This window comes from Mycobacterium sp. NTMscope_MAC_269, assembly GCF_976985695.1.
In genome coordinates this window covers 1,015,829-1,033,767 of sequence record NZ_OZ335668.1, presented here as the reverse complement: position 1 = coordinate 1,033,767, position 17,939 = coordinate 1,015,829, and the positions used below count along the sequence as shown (strand labels likewise).

Genomic DNA, 17,939 nt, shown 5'->3' with positions numbered 1-17,939 from the left:
AAATGGACGGAGAATCCCCCGACTACCACACGCTGATCATCGGCGCCGGATTCTCCGGCATCGGCGCCGCCATCAACCTCGACAAGGCCGGGCTGCGCGACTACCTGGTGCTCGAAGCCGGCGACGGGGTCGGCGGCACCTGGCACTGGAACACCTATCCGGGTATCGCGGTGGACATTCCGTCGTTCTCCTACCAGTTCTCCTTCGAGCAGAGCCGGCACTGGTCGCGCACGTACGCGCCGGGCCGCGAGCTCAAGGCCTACGCCGAACACTGCGCCGACAAGTACGGCGTCCGCTCGCGGATCCGGTTCAACACCAAGGTGCAAGCGGCCGAGTTCGACGACGAGCGCGGCCTGTGGCGGGTGCAGACCGACCCGGAGGGAGAGATCACAGCGAGGTTTTTGGTCAGCGCCTGCGGCGTCCTGACGGTGCCGAACCTGCCCGACATCGACGGGGTGGACTCCTTCGCCGGCATCACCATGCACACGGCGCGGTGGGATCACCACCAGGACTTGAGCGGCAAGCGCGTCGCAGTGATCGGGACCGGCGCCTCGGCCGTGCAGGTGATTCCCGAGATCGCGCCAATTGTCTCCTCGCTCACCGTGTTTCAACGCACCCCGATCTGGTGTTTCCCGAAGCTGGACGTCCCCTTGCCGGCGCCGGCGCGCTGGGCGATGCGCATCCCCGGCGGCAAGGCGCTGCAGCGGCTGCTCAGCCAGGCATACGTGGAACTCACCTTCCCGATCTCGGCGCACTACTTCACGGTGATTCCCTTGGCCAAGAGAATGGCCACGCTGGGGCGGGCCTATCTGCGACGGCAGGTCCGCGACCCGGCGGTGCGCGAGCAGCTCACCCCGCGCTATGCCGTCGGCTGCAAGCGGCCCGGCTTCCACAACGGCTACCTGTCCACGTTCAACCGCGACAACGTGCGGCTGGTCACCGAGCCGATCGACAAGATCACGCCCGGCGCGGTGGCCACCACCGACGGCGAAACCCACGAGGTCGACGTGCTCATCCTGGCGACCGGCTTCAAGGTGATGGACCCCGATAACGTCCCCACGTTCGCGGTTACCGGCAGCGGTGGCCGGTCGCTGAGCGGGTTCTGGGACGAGCACCGTTTGCAGGCCTACGAGGGCGTCACCGTTCCGGGCTTTCCCAACCTGTTCACGGTGTTCGGCCCCTACGGTTACGTCGGCTCTTCGTATTTCGCGCTGATCGAGGCGCAGACCCATCACATCGTGCGGTGCCTCAAGCGGGCCGAACGCCTGGGCGCGACCCGCGTCGAGGTGAGCGAGGAAGCCAATGACCGCTACTTCGCCGAGATGATGAGCCGGCGGCACCGGCAGATCTTCTGGCAGGACAGTTGCCGGCTCGCCAACAGCTATTACTTCGACAAGAACGGCGACGTGCCGCTGCGGCCGGGCACCACGCCGGAGGTGTACTGGCGCAGCCGTCGATTCGACTTGGACGACTACCGCTTCACCGGCTGAGCACAGGGCAGCGCCGCACGGCAACCGCTAGAGAATCGCGTCCGCGAGGTAGTCGACCTGCTCGACCGATGTCGAGGTCGGATGAAAGAGCAAGCGGTCGAAGCCGAGGTCCCGATATCGGCTGACGGTGTCACGGGCATCGGCTGCGGAACAGACCATGTCGGCGACGTTTACCTGGGCATACCCCGGTGCGAATGCGTAATACCGCGCCAGGTGGTCCCTTCCGGACGCTACGGTCTCGGCCGGACCCAGCCCGAAATTCACCGATGCCTGCAAATATGGGCGCGCGGGCCGACCCGCCTTTTGCCAGCCCCTGCGGATGCGCGCCGCCAACTCCACCTGTTCGTCATAATGGCGCACGGCTCCGGCCGCCCACCCGTCACCGGTGGTGATGACCCGTCGCACAGTAGCCGCGGACCGCCCACCGAACAACAGCGGAATCGGCACGGGGGCAGCACATAACGCGGTGCCATCGGCGAGCGGTTCGCCGGCCCACAGGTTGCGAAATCGCTCGACCTGCGCATCGAGGGTCCGGCCACGCCGGTGAAAGTCGCTGCCGGTTTCGGCATATTCGTCGCGCCGGTTACCCACGCCCAGTCCGACGGCCAGCCGACCGCCCGAGACCTGCGCCAGGCTGACGAGTTGCTTGGCCAGCGGGATGACGGGATACATTGGGGCCAGTAGGACATTCGTCACCAGGCTTAGTGCGTTCGTGGCACCGGCGGCGGTGGCCAGCGCGATCAGCGAGTCAACGCCCGAAGAGAACAGCCGATCGATCGTCGCGACCGCCTCGAAGCCGAGCTCTTCGCTGCGACGTGCCCACTGCGCGACGGCGGGTCCGGGAACGTCGGCGATGTGGTTCGGTAGGCCGATTCCCAGTTTCACAGCACATCCTCGGTCGCCTGGATGGTGTTGCGGGCCAATTGCATTGGGTGCCTCCGATGCTGAATGTATGTGGGTCCATGGTGAGCGGCATCGCAAACTTTGGCCAACAAAAGCACGTTCGACGTCAAAAATAGGACGGTCATCGCCAATTCATGTAGATTCTCGTCACGATGGAAGCGCTAGACGGTCATATTCTGCACGCGCTGCAGCTGTCACCGCGGGCGCCGTTCCGGCGTATCGCCGAGGTGATCGGCGCCGGTGAACAGACCGTCGCACGTCGCTATCGCGCGCTGCGCCGCGATGGAGTGCTCCGCCCGGTCGGCGTGGTCAACCCGCGGGTATACGGCGAGTGTCAGTGGATAGTCCGGGTGCGCGCCAAGCCCGACGACCTGCTCCGGCTCGCAGCAGCGCTGGTCCGCCGACCCGATGTCACCCACGCCAACGTGTTGTCGGGAGGCACCGAGCTGGTGTGCGTTGTCCGCGCCCCCCTGGACGACGCGGAGGCGGGGCTGCTGCACCGCCTGCCTCGCACCTCAACGGTCATCGATATGCGGGTTGACTTGGTAATCAACGCATTTGGGTCATCGATGTACGCACACTGGACCGGACATGGATACGCCTTGGATAGGCACCAGGTCGCCGCACTGCAGCCACCGGACTGCGCGCATCCAGATCGGCCCGTCGGCCCGACGTCCGAGGATCAGCCGCTGCTGGATGCGTTGGCCGATGACGGCCGTATTTCCGATAGCGCCCTGGCTGGGCTCACCGGGTGGTCACCGGCCCGCGTCAAGCGCCGGATGGTCGCCCTGCAGGACTGCGGCACCCTGTCCTTCGACCTCGACGTACTGCCGGAGCGGCTCGGATTCGTGCTGCACGCAATCATCTGGATATCGGTTGTACCGCAACACCTGACGTCGGTGGCCGAGCAGATCCTGCGGCACGACGAGGTCGCGTCGGTCGCCACGGTCAGTGGCCCCGCCAATCTGATGGCCGTGGTGATCTGCCGCAACCCCGAACACTTCTACCACTACCTTGCTGAGCGTCTGGCCACCGTCGACCACATACAGGCGTACGACGTCAGCGTCCGCAGCAGGCGACTCAAGCAAGTCGGCTCGCTGATCGCGCACGGCAGGTTGGTCCGCGCCGCACGCTAGGCTCTGCGCATGGCGAAGGAATTCGGGAGCATCGACGAGTCGCTACGCGACTTCATCCGCGAACAGGCCGTCTTCTTCGTCGCCACCGCACCCTCCGACGGTGGACGAATCAACCTGTCCCCCAAGGGGTATTGCGACACGTTCGCCGTGCTCGACGAGCACACCGTGGCCTACCTGGATCTGTTCGGCAGCGGCGTGGAGACCATCGCCCATCTGCGCGACAACGGCCGCATCACCGTCATGTTCTGCTCGTTCACCCGCAACTCACGAATCCTTCGACTATTCGGCACCGGGCGGGTGCTACGCCCCGATGACGCCGAATTCGCCGATCTCATAGGCCATTTCGACGGCCGGCATGCGGGCATCCGCGCCATCATCGTGGTCGACGTGGAGCGCATCGCCGACGCCTGCGGATTCGCGGTGCCCTATTACGAGCTCGTCGACGAACGACCGGTGCTCGACGCGCATCACCACAAGGCGTCCGACGAGGCCTACGCGCGGCTGATCAACCGCAACCGGCGCAGCATCGACGGGCTGCCCGCGCTCGATTCCGACCACCCGCCGCCGTAGCGGCGGGGCGCCCCTAGACGGCGCGCTTGAGGTCGTCGACCTTGTTGAGCTGTTCCCAGGGCAGCTCGATGTCGGTGCGACCGAAGTGGCCGTACGCGGCGGTCGGCGCGTAGATCGGGCGCAGCAGGTCCAGGTCGCGGACGATCGCGCCCGGCCGCAGGTCGAAGACCTCGGGCACGATCTTCTCGATCTTGACCGGGTCGACCGTCGCGGTGCCGAACGTCTCGATGAACAGCCCGACCGGAGCGGCCTTGCCGATGGCGTAGGCCACCTGCACCTCGACGCGCTCCGCCAGCCCGGCGGCGACGATGTTCTTGGCCACCCAGCGCATCGCGTACGCGGCCGAGCGGTCCACCTTGGACGGGTCCTTGCCGGAGAAGGCGCCGCCGCCGTGGCGGGCCCAGCCGCCATAGGTGTCGACGATGATCTTGCGGCCGGTCAGGCCGGCATCGCCCATCGGGCCGCCGACGACGAACTTGCCGGTCGGGTTGACCAGCACGCGGGTCGTCGAGGAGTCCAGCGTCTCGTGCGCCAACTCCTTGAGCACGGTCTCGAGGACGTGCTTGCGAATGTCGGGATCCAGCGTCTTCTCCAGGTCGATCCCGTCGGCGTGCTGAGTGGAGACCACCACGGTGTCCAGCCGGGTCGGCACGTTGTCCTCGTACTCGATGGTGACCTGGGTCTTGCCGTCCGGGCGCAGGTAGTCCAGCGTGCCGTTCTTGCGGACCTCGGTCAGCTTGCGCGACAGGCGGTGCGCCAGCGCGATCGGCAGCGGCATCAGCTCCGGGGTGTCGCTGATCGCGTAGCCGAACATCAGGCCCTGGTCGCCGGCGCCCTGCAGGTCCAGCGGGTCCGCGGCGCCCTCGACGCGCGTCTCGTGGGCGGTGTCGACCCCCTGGGCGATGTCGGGCGATTGACGGCCGATGCCGATGTTGACGCCGCAGGTCTCGCCGTCGAAGCCCTTGTCGGAGTGGTCGTAGCCGATGTCGAGGATGCGCGCACGAACGGTGTTGGTGATGTCGGCGAAGGCTTCCTTGGCGGTCGTGGTGACCTCGCCGATGACATGAACCTGACCGGTGGTGACGGCCGTCTCGACGGCGACACGTGAGCGCGGGTCTCCGGCCAGCAGGGCGTCGAGGACCGAGTCGCTGATCGCGTCACAGATTTTGTCGGGATGTCCCTCAGTCACCGACTCACTGGTAAACAGGCGACCATTTTCGCTCATGCCAATCCTTCCAAATAGTTAGTCAACCGAATTATATCGGCTCGCATCAGCCCGGCCGGCACCCCGTCCCCGGTGCCGAGAAGAACTCGACCGCTTTACCCGCTGTCCCCGTGCAGGAACGCGGCGATCGCATCCACGATACGACTGGCCATCAACGTCTTGGAGCCGTGCTGCAGCGCCGACTCAGTGCCGTCGGACGCCAGCAGCCAGCCGTCGTTGCTGTCCACCTCGAACGCGCGGCCCTCGCCGACGGCGTTGACCACCAGCAGATCGCAGCCCTTGCGCTGCAGCTTGGCGCGGGCGTGAAACAGCACATCTCCTTCTGCGTCGCCGGTCTCGGCGGCAAAGCCCACGATGGCCCGCATGTTGGGCAGCTGCCCGTGAGCGCGGGCCCGCACCGCCCCGGCGAGCACGTCGTCGTTGCGCACCAGCTCGATCGTCGGGGGCGCGTCCGAGCCTTTCTTGATCTTGGCGGCGGCAACGTGCGCGGGCCGGAAATCGGCGACGGCGGCGGCCATCACCAGCACGTCCGCCTCGGGGGCGCGCTTGGACACCGCATCGCCCAGCTGGCCCGCGGAGCTGACGTGGACGACCTCGACGCCGGCGGGATCGATCAGGCCGGCGGTGTGCCCGGCGATCAGAGTGACCTCGGCGCCGCGCTGGGCCGCCACCCGCGCCACGGCATAGCCCTGCTTGCCGGAACTGCGGTTGCCGATGAAGCGCACCGGATCGACCGGTTCGCGGGTGCCGCCGGCGGTCACCAGCATCTTGCAGCCGGCGAGGTCGTAGGGCAGCGCGTCGTGGCGTTCCAGCAGCAGGTGGGCCAGGGTGGTGATCTCTTCGGCCTCGGGCAGCCGGCCCGAGCCGCTGTCCGTCCCGGTGAGACGCCCGGCGGCGGGCTCGAGCACCACCGCACCCCGGGCGCGCAACGTGGCCACGTTGTCGACGGTGGCCGGGTGCAACCACATCTCGGTGTGCATGGCGGGCGCGAACAGCACCGGGCATCGGGCGGTGAGCAGGGTCGCGGTCAGCAGATCGTCGGCCCGGCCGTGCACCGCGCGGGCCAGCAGATCCGCCGTGGCCGGGGCCACCAAGACCAGGTCGGCCTGCTTGCCGAGCTGGACGTGCGGGACCTCGGGAACGTCGTTGAAGACGCCGGTGTGCACCGGCTGGCCGGAGAGCGCCTCAAAGGTCGCCGCGCCGACGAAACGCAGCGCGGACTCGGTCGGAATGACCCGGACGGAATGGCCGGCCTCGGACAGCTGACGGACGACGGTGCACGCCTTGTAGGCGGCGATGCCGCCGGAGACACCGACGATGACTCGTTTGGAGACTCGTTTGGGGATCCGCGTGCGGTCCACAGCGCGCCCGGCCCGGTCCTGTTACTCGCCCTCGGTGTGCTCGAGCAGGTCGCCGTGGATCTCGCGGAGCGCGATCGAGAGCGGCTTTTCCTGCAGCCCCGGCTCGACCAGCGGTCCCACGTACTCGAGGATGCCCTCGCCGAGCTGGTTGTAGTAATCGTTGATCTGACGGGCCCGTTTGGCCGCGTAGATGACCAGGGCGTACTTGCTCGAGACGCGGTCGAGCAGCTCGTCGATGGGCGGGTTGGTGATGCCCAGCGGAGTGTCGTATGCGCCCTGCACCCCGGCGGCAGGATCGAACCGGTCGGGGACGGCGGCCAGGGCCGCGTCGGACTGCGGAATAGTCACTGAGGTCAATCTCCTCTGCGTGAAAGGCGGGCTAGAGCCCCAAACGGCTGATCGCCGCTGAAAGTTCGGTGCTCACTCTTGATTGGATGTGGTCTGGGTTTTGGTCTGGCCAGCCGGGTCATGCCGGTCCGGCGCAGTTCCCACCAGCAAGGATACCAATTCGGCGCACGCAGACTCCAATCGACGGTTGACGACCACCCGGTCGAAGTCGTCGCGAGCCGCCATTTCGATGCGGGCCGTCTCGAGACGCCGCCGCATGACCTCCGCGGTCTCGGTGCCGCGGCCGACCAGCCTGGCCTCCAAGTCCTCCCAGCTGGGTGGGGCCAAAAACACCGTCAGGGCCTCGGGCATCGCCTTCTTCACGGCCCTGGCACCGGCCAGGTCCACCTCGATCAGGACGGGGAATCCGCGGGCGGTGGCAGCCCGAACCGGCGCGGCCAGGGTCCCCGAGCGGTGCAGGCCAGCGTGGATGTCGGCCCATTCCAGCAGGGCGCCCTCGTCAATGAGCTGCTGGAAGCGGGCGGGACTGACGAAGTGGTAGTCGACGCCGTCGACCTCGCCGGGCCGGGGCGCCCGCGTGGTGGCCGAGACGCTGAAATGCAGGTCCGGGACCCGCTCGCGCAGGCACCGGACCACCGTCGACTTGCCGACCGCGGAGGGACCGGACAGCACGACCACACGTCCGTCGCCGGATGGTTCAGGACGTGCCCCCTGCTGGATGTCCGGTCCCCCGCTGCCGCTCACCGGCGCTCCCGGGCGGGTGCACCCACGGCTCGGGTCGGATTGCCCGCCGTCTCCTCAGGCCGTTCGGCCTGCATCGTCGGCGGCCGGGTTAGGAGCCGAACTTTTCCAGCAGGGCCTTGCGCTGACGATCGCCGAGACCGCGCAGGCGGCGGGTGGGGGCGATCTCCAGCTCAGTCATGATTTCCTGCGCCTTGACCTTGCCCACCTTGGGCAACGCCTCGAGAAGCGCAGAAACCTTCATCTTGCCCAGGACTTCGTCGGTCTCGGCGTCCTTGAGCACCTGGGTGAGGTTGGTGCCGCCACGCTTCAGCCGGTCCTTGAGCTCTGCTCGTGCTCGACGTGCGGCAGCCGCCTTCTCCAACGCGGCCGCGCGCTGCTCGTCGGTCAACTGGGGAAGGGCCACGATTCCTCCGTATCTGATCAATCAATTCAATCGATCTCATTTTGTCTCGCCGGTTCTTCTGCCAGCGCAGACGACCGTACTCAGGCCTCCTGACGAAATCTAACCCGCCCCCCTGCTAAACGGGGCAAACTCCCAGCATGTAACGCCGCGTGTCCGGCTAAAGCGGCCCGCCAGGCGGCATCGGCGTCGCCGCCTCGGCGACCTCCCGGCGGCACCGGCGCGGCCGGGATCCGCCCGTAAGCAAGCTTTCTACCAGCGGTTTTAACGATTCGTTCGGCGTTGGTCCCGGCGCCGGGCCCGCTCGGCACTGGGCCGGCGCGCGCTCGCGCGGGCCGGTGCGAGGGATCACGCATTCGTCACGGCGTGTCGCGCGTGTCGCGCTCGCCGGTCAAAGGGCAGGCCAGGGCGGCCGCCTCGCCGCTACGACGGCGTCGGTGGGCGCCGTGGGGTGGTGTGGGCGCGGGCCCGCGGCAAGCGGCGGGCACGAACCGTGCCCCCCGACCGGCCATCGGTTCCGCGGATCCGCACTAAAGGACGCCATGGCGGCGCAAAGACGTGACCATTCCCGAAAAGACTCCGTGCCTGCGGAAACTCGGCCGCGCCGAGCCGTGTGTCCGCTAATCGGCGGTCCTCCATCGGATACGATCGGGGCGTGTCCAACCTGCGAATTCGCCAGGCGGCCGAGCTGCTCGGCGTCAGTGATGACACGGTGCGGCGCTGGATCAACCAGGGGGCGTTGGAGGTCAGTCACGACGCCGCCGGCCGCAAGGTGATCGCCAGCGAGGACCTCGCCCGCTTCTCCCGCAGCAACGCGCCCGCGCCGCCGGCCGACCCGCTCAGCATCGGCAGCTCGGCCCGCAATCGCTTCGTCGGGCTGGTCACCTCGGTGGTCAGCGACAAGGTGATGACCCAGGTGGAGATGCAGTGCGGCCCGTTCACCGTCGTGTCGCTGATGAGCACCGAGGCCGCCGAGGAGTTGCAGCTGCGTCCCGGCAGCGTCGCGGTGGCCGTCGTCAAGGCCACCACCGTCATCGTCGAAACGGCCCAGCCCAGCACGGCGCTGGCGTCCGACTAACGGATCGCCGCATACCGTCTGGCTCACACCGCCAGGTAGGCGACGGCGTCCAGCATCCGTTCGGCCGCCCCGCGCAGCTCCGCCACCCCCGGCCCGGCCCGCAGCACCTCGCGCGCCACTGCCGGCAGCAGCTGCCCCGGCTCGGCCCCGCCCAGCCCGGCGAGGGCCTCGGGCCGCCCGCCCTGCACCCCGAGCCCGGGCACCAGCACCGGGCCGCCCAGGGCGCTGAGATCGGGCGCCTGCAGCACCGTCGCGCCCACGACGACGCCGACGTATCCGGGCCCGGAGGGGGTCGCGGACCGATTCACCACGGCCGCCTGGTCGACGACCAGCTGGGCCACCGTGCGGCCGTCGAACGCGGCCCGCTGCACGGTCGCGCCCTCGGGGTTGGAGGTGGCGGCCAGCACGAAGACGCCCCGGTCGTGGGCCGCGGCGGCTTCCAGCAGCGGCCGCAACGACCCGAATCCCAGGTACGGCGTGGCCGTCACCGCGTCGGCGGCCAGCGGCGAATCCCCCGCCCACGCGGCGGCGTAGGCGGCCATCGTCGTTCCGATGTCGCCGCGCTTGGCGTCGGCTAGCACCAGCACCCCGGCCGACCGCAGGGCCGCGATGGTGCGTTCGAGCACCGCGAATCCGGCGGCGCCGTACGCCTCGAAGAACGCCACCTGCGGCTTGACGACGGCGAACCCGGAGAACGCCTCGATGCAGGTGTCGCAGAACGCGGCCAGCCCGTCGGCGGTCGTGGGCAGGCCCCAGGCCCGCAACAGCTCGGGGTGGGGGTCGATGCCCACGCACAGCGGGCCGCGTTCGGCTTTCGCCTCGCTCAGGCGGACCCCGAAGCCGGTCACCGGGCCCCGTTTCCGGGCAGCCCGCCCTGGCCGATCTGGCTGTGCAACTCCTGCAGGCTCCGCACCCCGATGTCGCCGCGGATGCCGGCTTCGATGCCCTGCACCGCGGCCGACGCGCCCTGCACCGTGGTGACGCAGGGGATGTTGACCGACACTGCCGCCGAACGGATTTCGTAGCCGTCGATGCGCGGCCCGGAGTTGCCGTAGGGCGTGTTGATCACCATGTCGACCTCGCCGGCCTTGATCGCGTCCACCGCCGACTGCGCGGGGCGACCCGGCTGCGGGTCCTCGAAGTGCTTGCGCACTTCGTCGCACGGAATCCCGTTGCGGCGCAACATCTCCGCGGTGCCCTCGGTGGCAAGGACGCGGAATCCCAGGTCGGCCAGGCGCTTGACGGGGAAGACCAGCGAGCGCTTGTCCCGGTTGGCGACCGACACGAAGATGGTGCCCTGCGCCGGTAGCGACCCGTAGGCGGCGGTCTGGCTCTTGGCGAACGCGCTGCCGAAGTCGCGGTCGATCCCCATCACTTCGCCGGTGGACTTCATCTCCGGGCCGAGCAGCGAATCGATCGCGGCGCCGTCGGCGCGGCGGAAGCGGTGGAAGGGCAACACCGCCTCCTTGACCGCGATCGGGGCGTCCAGCGCCGCGTGGGCCCCGTCCCCGGATGCCGCCAGCAGCCCCTCCTCGCGAAGCTCGGAGATGCTGGCGCCCAACATGACCCGGGCGCACGCCTTGGCGAGCGGGATCGCGGTGGCCTTGGACACGAACGGCACCGTGCGGCTGGCGCGCGGGTTGGCCTCCAAGACGTAGAGCACGTCGTCCTTGAGCGCGTATTGCACGTTGAGCAGCCCGACCACGCCGATGCCGTGCGCGATGGCCTCGGTCGCGCGGCGCACCTTCTCGATGTCGCTGCGGCCCAGCGTGACCGGCGGCAGCGCGCATGCCGAGTCGCCGGAGTGGATGCCGGCCTCCTCGATGTGCTCCATGATGCCGCCGATGTACACCTCGGTGCCGTCGCAGAGCGCGTCGACGTCGATCTCGACCGCGTCTTCGAGGAAGCGGTCGACCAGCACCGGGTGCTCGGGCGAGAGCTCGGTGGCGCGGGTGATGTAGCCCCGCAGCGTCTCCTCGTCGTAGACGATCTCCATGCCGCGACCGCCCAGCACGTAGGACGGCCGCACCAGCACCGGGTAGCCGATGTCCTCGGCGATCCGGCGGGCCTGGTCGAAAGTGGTTGCGGTGCCGTACTTCGGCGCCGGCAGGCCGGCCGCGGTCAGCACGTCGCCGAACGCGCCGCGGTCCTCGGCCAGGTCGATGGCCTCCGGCGGGGTACCGACGATCGGTACGCCCGCGTCGGCGAGGCGTTGGGCCAGCCCGAGCGGGGTCTGGCCGCCGAGTTGCACGATCACCCCGACCACGCCGGGCCCGTCCCCGGCGGACTGCTGCTCGGCGTGGAAGACCTCCAGCACGTCCTCGAAGGTGAGCGGCTCGAAGTACAGCCGGTCGGCGGTGTCGTAATCGGTCGACACCGTCTCCGGGTTGCAGTTGACCATCACGGTCTCAAAGCCGGCCTGCGACAACGTCGTTGCCGCGTGCACGCAGCTGTAGTCGAATTCGATGCCCTGGCCGATCCGGTTGGGGCCCGACCCGAGGATCAGCACCTTGGGTTTCTCGGCCTGCGGGGCCACCTCGGTCTCGGCGCCGGGGTCGAGTTCGTAGCTGCTGTAGTGGTACGGCGTTTTGGCTTCGAACTCGGCAGCGCAGGTGTCGACGGTCTTGTACACCGGGTGCACGCCCAGGCGTTCGCGCAGCGAGCGCACCCCGTCCTCGCCGGCCAATTCCGGGCGCAGGGCGGCGATCTGGCGGTCCGAGAGCCCGCTGTGCTTGCCGCGCCGCAGCAGGTCGGCATCGAGGACGGGGGCGGCGATCAGCTCGGTGCGCAGCGTGATCAGCTCGCCGATCTGCGCGACGAACCACGGGTCCACACCGCTGGCCTCGGCGACCTGCTCCACCGACGCGCCCAGCCGCAGCGCGAGTTCGATGTCGTAGAGGCGGCCCTCGGTCGGTGTCCGCAGCCGGGTCAGCACCTCATCGACCCCGCCGTCGGGGTCGGGCTTGGTCCAGAAACCGGCGCGACTGGTCTCCAGCGACCGCATCACCTTGCCCAGCGCCTCAACAAAGTTGCGGCCCAATGACATTGCCTCGCCGACCGATTTCATCGTGGTGGTCAGGGTGGGGTCGGCGCCGGGGAATTTCTCGAACGCGAAGCGCGGCGCCTTGACCACCACATAGTCCAGGGTGGGCTCGAAGCAGGCCGGCGTTTCCTTGGTGATGTCGTTGACGATCTCGTCGAGCGTGTAGCCGATGGCCAGCTTGGCGGCGATCTTGGCGATCGGGAAGCCGGTGGCCTTGGACGCCAGGGCGCTGGACCGCGACACCCGGGGGTTCATCTCGATGACGATCAGCCGGCCGTCGGCCGGGTTGATCGCGAACTGGATGTTGCAGCCCCCGGTGTCCACGCCGACCTCGCGCAGGATCGCGATGCCGAGGTCGCGCATCCGCTGGTATTCGCGGTCGGTCAGCGTCATGGCCGGCGCGACGGTGACCGAGTCACCGGTGTGCACGCCCATCGGGTCGAAGTTCTCGATCGAGCACACCACGACGACGTTGTCGTTGCCGTCGCGCATCAGCTCGAGCTCGAATTCCTTCCAGCCGTAGATCGATTCCTCGATGAGCACGTTGGCGCTGGGGCTTTCGGCGAGCCCGGCGCCGGCCATCCGGTCGACCTCCTCGACCGATCGCGCCATCCCCGAACCGAGGCCGCCCATGGTGAAGCTGGGCCGCACCACCACCGGCAGGCCCAGCTCCTCGACCGTCTCGCGGACCTCGTCCATGGTGAAACACACTCGGCTGCGGGCGGATTCACCGCCGACCTTGGCGACGATGTCCTTGAACATCTGCCGGTCCTCGCCGCGCTGGATGGCGTCGAAGTCAGCGCCGATCAGCTCGACGCCGTGGCGCTCCAGCGCCCCGTTCTCGTACAGCGCGACCGCGGTGTTCAGCGCGGTCTGGCCGCCCAGGGTGGCCAGCAACGCGTCGATCTTGTTGCCGCGAGCGGCCTGCTGGGCGATCACCTTCTCCACGAACGCCGCGGTGATCGGCTCGACGTAGGTGTGGTCGGCGTACTCCGGATCGGTCATGATGGTCGCCGGATTGGAGTTGACCAGGCTGACCTGCAGGCCCTCGGCGCGCAGCACCCGGCAGGCCTGGGTACCCGAGTAGTCGAACTCGCAAGCCTGCCCGATCACGATCGGGCCCGAACCGATGACCAGGATGTGGTTGAGGTCGGTGCGACGCGGCACTACCGCCCCTTTCCGCGGTTTGGGGCCGCCATCAACTCGATGAATTGGTCGAACAGGTAATTCGCGTCGTGTGGCCCGGCGGCGGCCTCCGGATGGTATTGAACCGAAAAGGCCCGTCCGTCGGCGAGTTTGACGCCCTCGACCACCCCGTCGTTGGCGCAGGTGTGGCTGACGATCGCTGGGCCGAACGGCGTGTCGAAGGACTGGCCGGCCTCCCCCTCGAGCGCGAAGCCGTGATTCTGTGCGGTCACCGCCACCCGCCCGGTGGCGTGGTCGATCACCGGGATGTTGATGCCGCGGTGACCGAACACCATCTTGTAGGTGGACAGTCCCAGCGCCCGGCCCAGGATCTGGTTGCCGAAACAGATGCCGAACAACGGGATTCCGGCACCCAGCACCTCGCGGGTCACCGCCACGATGTGGTCGGCGGTGGCGGGGTCACCGGGGCCGTTGGACAGGAACACGCCGTCCGGATTGATGTCGGCGATCTGCTGGTAGGTCGCCGACGACGCCAGCACGTGGGTGCGGATGCCGCGTTGGGCGAAGTTGCGCGGCGTGTTGGTCTTGATGCCCAGGTCCAGCGCGGCCACCGTAAACCGGGGCGTGCCTTCGGGTTCCACGATGTAGGTAGCCGGCGTGCTGACCTCGCCGGCCAAATCGGCGCCCAGCATGGACTGCTGTTCCCGCACCCGCCGCAACAGTTCGTCCGGGTCGGCGAGCGCATCCCCGGAGAACACCCCCGCCTTCATCGACCCGCGGGTGCGCAGATGCCGCACCACCGCCCGGGTGTCGATGCCGGCAATCCCCACGACGTGCTGGCGGATCAGTTCGTCTTCCAGCGTGCCGGTGGCCCGCCAGTTCGACGGGCGCGGCGAGGGGTCGCGCACCGCGTAGCCGGCGACCCAGATCTTGTCGCCACGGCTCTCGGCGTCCTCGTCGTTCCAGCCGGTGTTGCCGATCTGCGGCGCGGTGGCCACCACGATCTGCCGGTGGTAGCTGGGATCGGTCAGTGTCTCCTGATAGCCGGACATGCCGGTGGAAAACACGGCCTCGCCCAGCGTTTGGCCGACCTTGCCGAACGAAGTGCCGGTGAAGACGCGGCCGTCTTCGAGTACCAATAGCGCCTTAGGGCTCACGCGACCTCTTTCTCCTGGCCATCCCGGTCCTCCAGCCACCCGTCGTAGTCGTGGCGGTCATTCGCCCGGAAACCGGTGTCGATCTCGACGCCTGAGGGCAGCCGCCAGCGGATCGCCAAGATACCGATCCGGGCCGGCCTGACCGCCATTCCGCGCTCCATGCGGATGGCCGTGATCGACTCCTGTGGAATCCAAATCGGTTGGGCCCGTAAGCGTTCCACCATGATTCCGCCGGCGTAGCGGGTCAGCACCGCTTTGCTGCGGTAACCGAGATCGCCTGCCGCGATTCGCTCGCTCCAGCCCGGCGCGATCATGGACCCGCAGTAGTGGCCCCGGGTGGTGATGGTCGCCGCACCCACCTCGTCCGGGATCTGCGGTAGGTCGCCGATCAGCTCCGCCTGCCGCTGCGCGCGCCGCTGCCAGCTGCGCATCATCAGCTGAATCACCACCGTGATCACCACCACCAGCACGGCCGCGAAGATCAGCGACCCCACCAGCGTGCCTGAATTCATACCGGGCACTTCCCATCTCGGGCGGTGACCTTGCCGCGCAACAGAGTCGCGGTCACGGTGGCGGGCAGGGTCATCGCCTCGTAGGGCGTGTTGGCCGACCGGCTGGCCAGGTCGGGCCCGGCGACGGTCCACGAGGCGTCGGGGTCCACCACGGTCAGGTTGGCCGGCTCCCCCACTTCCAGCGGCCGGCCGTGATCGGGAAGGCGCGCGATGCGCGCGGGGTTTTCGCTCATGCCCCGGGCGAGGCCGCGCCAGGTGAGCAGCCCCGGGATGACCATCGTCTGCACCACGATCGACAGCGCCGTCTGCAGCCCCAGCATGCCGGGCCGCGCCGCGGAGAACTCCACGCACTTCTCGTGCTCGGCGTGCGGGGCGTGATCGGTGGCCACGCAGTCGATGACGCCGTCGGCCAGCGCCTGGCGCAGCGCCACCGCGTCGGCCGCCTCGCGCAGCGGCGGATTGACCCGATTACGCCCGTCGTAGCTGGCCAGCCGGCTGTCGTCGAGCATCAGATGGTGCGGGGTAACCTCGGCGGTGATCGAAATCCCCTGCTCCTTAGCCCATTTCACGATCTCGACGGTGCCCGCGGTGGAGGCGTGGCAGATGTGCACCCGGGCGCCGGCGTCGCGGGCCAGCAGCGCGTCGCGGGCGACGATGGATTCCTCGGCCGCCCGCGGCCATCCCGACAGGCCCAGCCGGGCGGCGGTGGGTCCCTCGTGGGCAACCGCGCCGACGGTCAGCCGGGGCTCCTCGGCGTGCTGGGCGACGAGCACGCCCAGGCCGGTGGCGTACTCGAGGGCGCGGCGCATCACCAGCGGGTCGTGCACGCAGATGCCGTCATCGGAGAACATCCGCACCTGCGCGGCCCCGGCCGCCATCATGCCCATCTCGGTGAGCTCTTTACCGGCCAGCCCGACGGTCACCGCACCCACCGGGTGCACGTCGACCAGGCCGACCTGCTGGCCCCGATGCCAGACGTGGTCGGTGACCACCGGGCTGTCGGCGACCGGGTTGGTGTTGGCCATCGCGAACACCGCGGTGTAGCCGCCCAATGCGGCGGCGGCCGAACCGGTTTCGATGTCCTCGGCGTATTCGCGGCCCGGCTCCCGCAGGTGGGTGTGCAGGTCGACGAACCCGGGCAGCAGCACCTGGCCGGTCGCGTCGATGACGTCTGCGGTATCGGGAATCGGTAGCCCCGCGCCGATTTCGGCGATCTGCCCGTCGTCGACGAGCACGTCGACTCGATCGCCTTCGCCGTAGAGGCGCACACCGCGGATCAGTACGCTCACGCCGCACCCTCTTCCCCGGCCAGTTCGGTGCCGACCAGCACATGGAACAGCACCGCCATCCGCACGTGCACACCATTGGAAACCTGTTGCAGCACAGCCGATTGCGACGAATCGGCCACCGACGAGGCGATCTCCATGCCGCGCAGCATCGGCCCGGGGTGCAGCACCACGGCGTGCCCGGGCAGCATCGCTTGCCGGCGATCGGACAGCCCGTAGAGCGAGGAGTATTCGCGCACCGACGGGAAGAAGCCGCCGTTCATCCGCTCGGCCTGCACGCGCAGCATCAGTACCGCATCGGCGGCGGGCAACTCGGCGTCGAAGTCGTTCGACACGGTGACCGGCCAGCCGTCGACGCCGACCGGCAGCAGCGTCGGCGGTGCCACCAGCACCACCTCGGCGCCCAGGGTCGCCAGCAGCATGACGTTGGAGCGGGCGACCCGGCTGTGCAGGACGTCGCCGACGATCACGACGCGCCGCCCCTCGATGCCGCCGAGCCGCTGGCGGATGGTGAGCGCGTCGAGCAGCGCCTGCGTCGGGTGCTCGTGGGTGCCGTCGCCGGCGTTGATCACCGAGGGGCCGGAATCACCGGAATCGCCGTCGGCGCATGTCCATTCGGCGAGCAGGTGCGCGGCGCCTGAGGCCGGGTGCCGGATGATCAGCGCGTCGGCCCCGGCCGCCCGCAGCGTCAGGGCGGTGTCGCGCAGGGATTCGCCCTTGCCCACCGAGGATCCGGCGGCGCTGACGTTGATCACGTCGGCGCTCATCCACTTGCCGGCCACCTCGAAGGACACCCGGGTGCGGGTCGAGTTCTCGTAGAACATCGTGACGATGGTGCGGCCGCGCAGCGTCGGCAGTTTCTTGATCTCGCGGCCGACCAGGGCCTGGGCGAAGCGGTCGGCGTCGTCGAGGATGGCGGTGGCGTCGTCGCGGCTCAGGTCGCCGGCGGCGAGCAGGTGGCGGGTCATCGCGAGATCACCACCCCGTCGTCGCCGTCGCTCTCGCTCAACAGCACGTGCACGCTCTCGCTGCGGGAGGTGGGGACGTTCTTGCCCACATAGTCGGCGCGCAGCGGCAGTTCGCGGTGGCCGCGGTCGACCAGCACCGCCAGCTGCACGACCCGGGGGCGGCCGACGTCGCGCAGGGCGTCGAGGGCGGAGCGCACCGAGCGGCCGGAGTAGAGGACGTCGTCGACCAGGATCACCAGCGCGTCGTCGATTCCCCCGGCCGGGATCGAGGTGGCTTCCAGCGGCCGCGGGGGTTTTTGCATCAGGTCGTCGCGGTACAGGGTGATGTCCAACGCGCCGTGGCCGACCTCGATGCCGCTGTATTCGCCGATGTTGCCGGCCAGACGTTTGGCCAGGATGACGCCGCGAGTGGGGATTCCCAGCAGCACGACCCGCGGCGCGTCGGGGCCGTCGAGGGCCGTCTTTTCGATGATCTGGTGTGCGATACGGGAAATGGTGCGGCCCACGTCGGCCGCCGACATCAATTCCCGGGAATCACTGACTGAGCTCGTGTCGCCCGCAGCACCCATACG

17 protein-coding genes are annotated in these 17,939 nt (G+C 68.9%); 4 read left to right on the top strand and 13 right to left on the bottom strand.

All coding sequences use genetic code 11. From position 1 onward, the window contains the following. The first annotated feature begins 2 nt into the window (after positions 1-2). A complete protein-coding gene (locus ACZ50Z_RS05260; protein ID WP_464486096.1) occupies positions 3-1,490 on the top strand; it encodes a flavin-containing monooxygenase in 1,488 nt (495 codons plus the stop codon). Positions 1,491-1,517: 27 nt separating this feature from the next. On the opposite strand, the gene ACZ50Z_RS05255 is transcribed toward ACZ50Z_RS05260, so the two are convergent. Then, positions 1,518-2,375, bottom strand: coding sequence for an LLM class flavin-dependent oxidoreductase (locus ACZ50Z_RS05255; RefSeq protein WP_464482585.1), 858 nt, complete (start codon positions 2,373-2,375; stop codon positions 1,518-1,520). 170 nt (positions 2,376-2,545) lie between these two features. Between ACZ50Z_RS05255 and ACZ50Z_RS05250 the strand changes: the two genes are divergently transcribed. Together ACZ50Z_RS05250 and ACZ50Z_RS05245 are read left to right on the top strand one after the other, a co-directional pair. After that, on the top strand, positions 2,546-3,529 hold the full coding sequence (locus tag ACZ50Z_RS05250; protein ID WP_464482584.1) for an Lrp/AsnC family transcriptional regulator: 984 nt from the start codon (positions 2,546-2,548) through the stop codon (positions 3,527-3,529). Between the two features lie 9 nt (positions 3,530-3,538). Continuing rightward, complete coding sequence (locus ACZ50Z_RS05245) at positions 3,539-4,099, top strand: pyridoxamine 5'-phosphate oxidase family protein (protein WP_464482583.1); 561 nt, start codon at positions 3,539-3,541, stop codon at positions 4,097-4,099. Between the two features lie 13 nt (positions 4,100-4,112). Here the strand turns inward: ACZ50Z_RS05245 and metK are convergent, their stop codons facing one another. From metK to mihF, 5 genes are all read right to left on the bottom strand, one after another. Next, positions 4,113-5,324, bottom strand: coding sequence for a methionine adenosyltransferase (gene metK, locus ACZ50Z_RS05240; protein WP_464482582.1), 1,212 nt, complete (start codon positions 5,322-5,324; stop codon positions 4,113-4,115). A gap of 95 nt (positions 5,325-5,419) precedes the next feature. Beyond that, a complete protein-coding gene (gene coaBC / locus ACZ50Z_RS05235) occupies positions 5,420-6,685 on the bottom strand; it encodes a bifunctional phosphopantothenoylcysteine decarboxylase/phosphopantothenate--cysteine ligase CoaBC (protein WP_464482581.1) in 1,266 nt (421 codons plus the stop codon). A gap of 21 nt (positions 6,686-6,706) precedes the next feature. Next, positions 6,707-7,033 (bottom strand): DNA-directed RNA polymerase subunit omega, encoded by a 327-nt coding sequence (gene rpoZ, locus ACZ50Z_RS05230; RefSeq protein ID WP_464482580.1) that lies wholly within the window; start codon positions 7,031-7,033, stop codon positions 6,707-6,709. A 72-nt stretch (positions 7,034-7,105) separates the two neighbouring features. After that, positions 7,106-7,777 carry a guanylate kinase gene (gmk, locus tag ACZ50Z_RS05225; RefSeq protein WP_464482579.1) on the bottom strand — a complete coding sequence of 224 codons (672 nt, stop codon included), beginning with the start codon at positions 7,775-7,777 and terminating at the stop codon, positions 7,106-7,108. An 88-nt stretch (positions 7,778-7,865) separates the two neighbouring features. After that, on the bottom strand, positions 7,866-8,180 hold the full coding sequence (mihF, locus tag ACZ50Z_RS05220; RefSeq protein WP_007171927.1) for an integration host factor, actinobacterial type: 315 nt from the start codon (positions 8,178-8,180) through the stop codon (positions 7,866-7,868). A gap of 652 nt (positions 8,181-8,832) precedes the next feature. Between mihF and ACZ50Z_RS05215 the strand changes: the two genes are divergently transcribed. After that, a complete protein-coding gene (locus ACZ50Z_RS05215) occupies positions 8,833-9,255 on the top strand; it encodes a TOBE domain-containing protein (RefSeq protein WP_064940711.1) in 423 nt (140 codons plus the stop codon). A 23-nt stretch (positions 9,256-9,278) separates the two neighbouring features. Here the strand turns inward: ACZ50Z_RS05215 and pyrF are convergent, their stop codons facing one another. From pyrF to pyrR, 7 genes are read right to left on the bottom strand one after another with little or no spacing between them, the layout of a single operon-like run. Next, entirely contained in the window at positions 9,279-10,103 is an 825-nt protein-coding gene (gene pyrF, locus ACZ50Z_RS05210) for an orotidine-5'-phosphate decarboxylase (protein ID WP_464482578.1), read from the bottom strand. Then, positions 10,100-13,465, bottom strand: coding sequence for a carbamoyl-phosphate synthase large subunit (gene carB / locus ACZ50Z_RS05205; RefSeq protein WP_464482577.1), 3,366 nt, complete (start codon positions 13,463-13,465; stop codon positions 10,100-10,102). Before carB ends, pyrF begins: the two co-directional genes overlap by 4 nt. Continuing rightward, a complete protein-coding gene (carA, locus tag ACZ50Z_RS05200; RefSeq protein ID WP_464482576.1) occupies positions 13,465-14,601 on the bottom strand; it encodes a glutamine-hydrolyzing carbamoyl-phosphate synthase small subunit in 1,137 nt (378 codons plus the stop codon). Before carA ends, carB begins: the two co-directional genes overlap by 1 nt. After that, positions 14,598-15,113 carry a PH-like domain-containing protein gene (locus ACZ50Z_RS05195; RefSeq protein ID WP_464482575.1) on the bottom strand — a complete coding sequence of 172 codons (516 nt, stop codon included), beginning with the start codon at positions 15,111-15,113 and terminating at the stop codon, positions 14,598-14,600. Before ACZ50Z_RS05195 ends, carA begins: the two co-directional genes overlap by 4 nt. Continuing rightward, on the bottom strand, positions 15,110-16,402 hold the full coding sequence (locus ACZ50Z_RS05190; protein WP_464482574.1) for a dihydroorotase: 1,293 nt from the start codon (positions 16,400-16,402) through the stop codon (positions 15,110-15,112). The genes ACZ50Z_RS05195 and ACZ50Z_RS05190 overlap by 4 nt, the downstream gene beginning before the upstream one ends. Continuing rightward, the gene (locus ACZ50Z_RS05185) at positions 16,399-17,367 is read right to left on the bottom strand and encodes an aspartate carbamoyltransferase catalytic subunit (protein ID WP_464482573.1); all 969 of its coding nucleotides are present in this window, start codon (positions 17,365-17,367) and stop codon (positions 16,399-16,401) included. The genes ACZ50Z_RS05190 and ACZ50Z_RS05185 overlap by 4 nt, the downstream gene beginning before the upstream one ends. Next, a complete protein-coding gene (gene pyrR, locus ACZ50Z_RS05180) occupies positions 17,364-17,936 on the bottom strand; it encodes a bifunctional pyr operon transcriptional regulator/uracil phosphoribosyltransferase PyrR (protein WP_464482572.1) in 573 nt (190 codons plus the stop codon). Before pyrR ends, ACZ50Z_RS05185 begins: the two co-directional genes overlap by 4 nt. Positions 17,937-17,939: the final 3 nt, after the last annotated feature.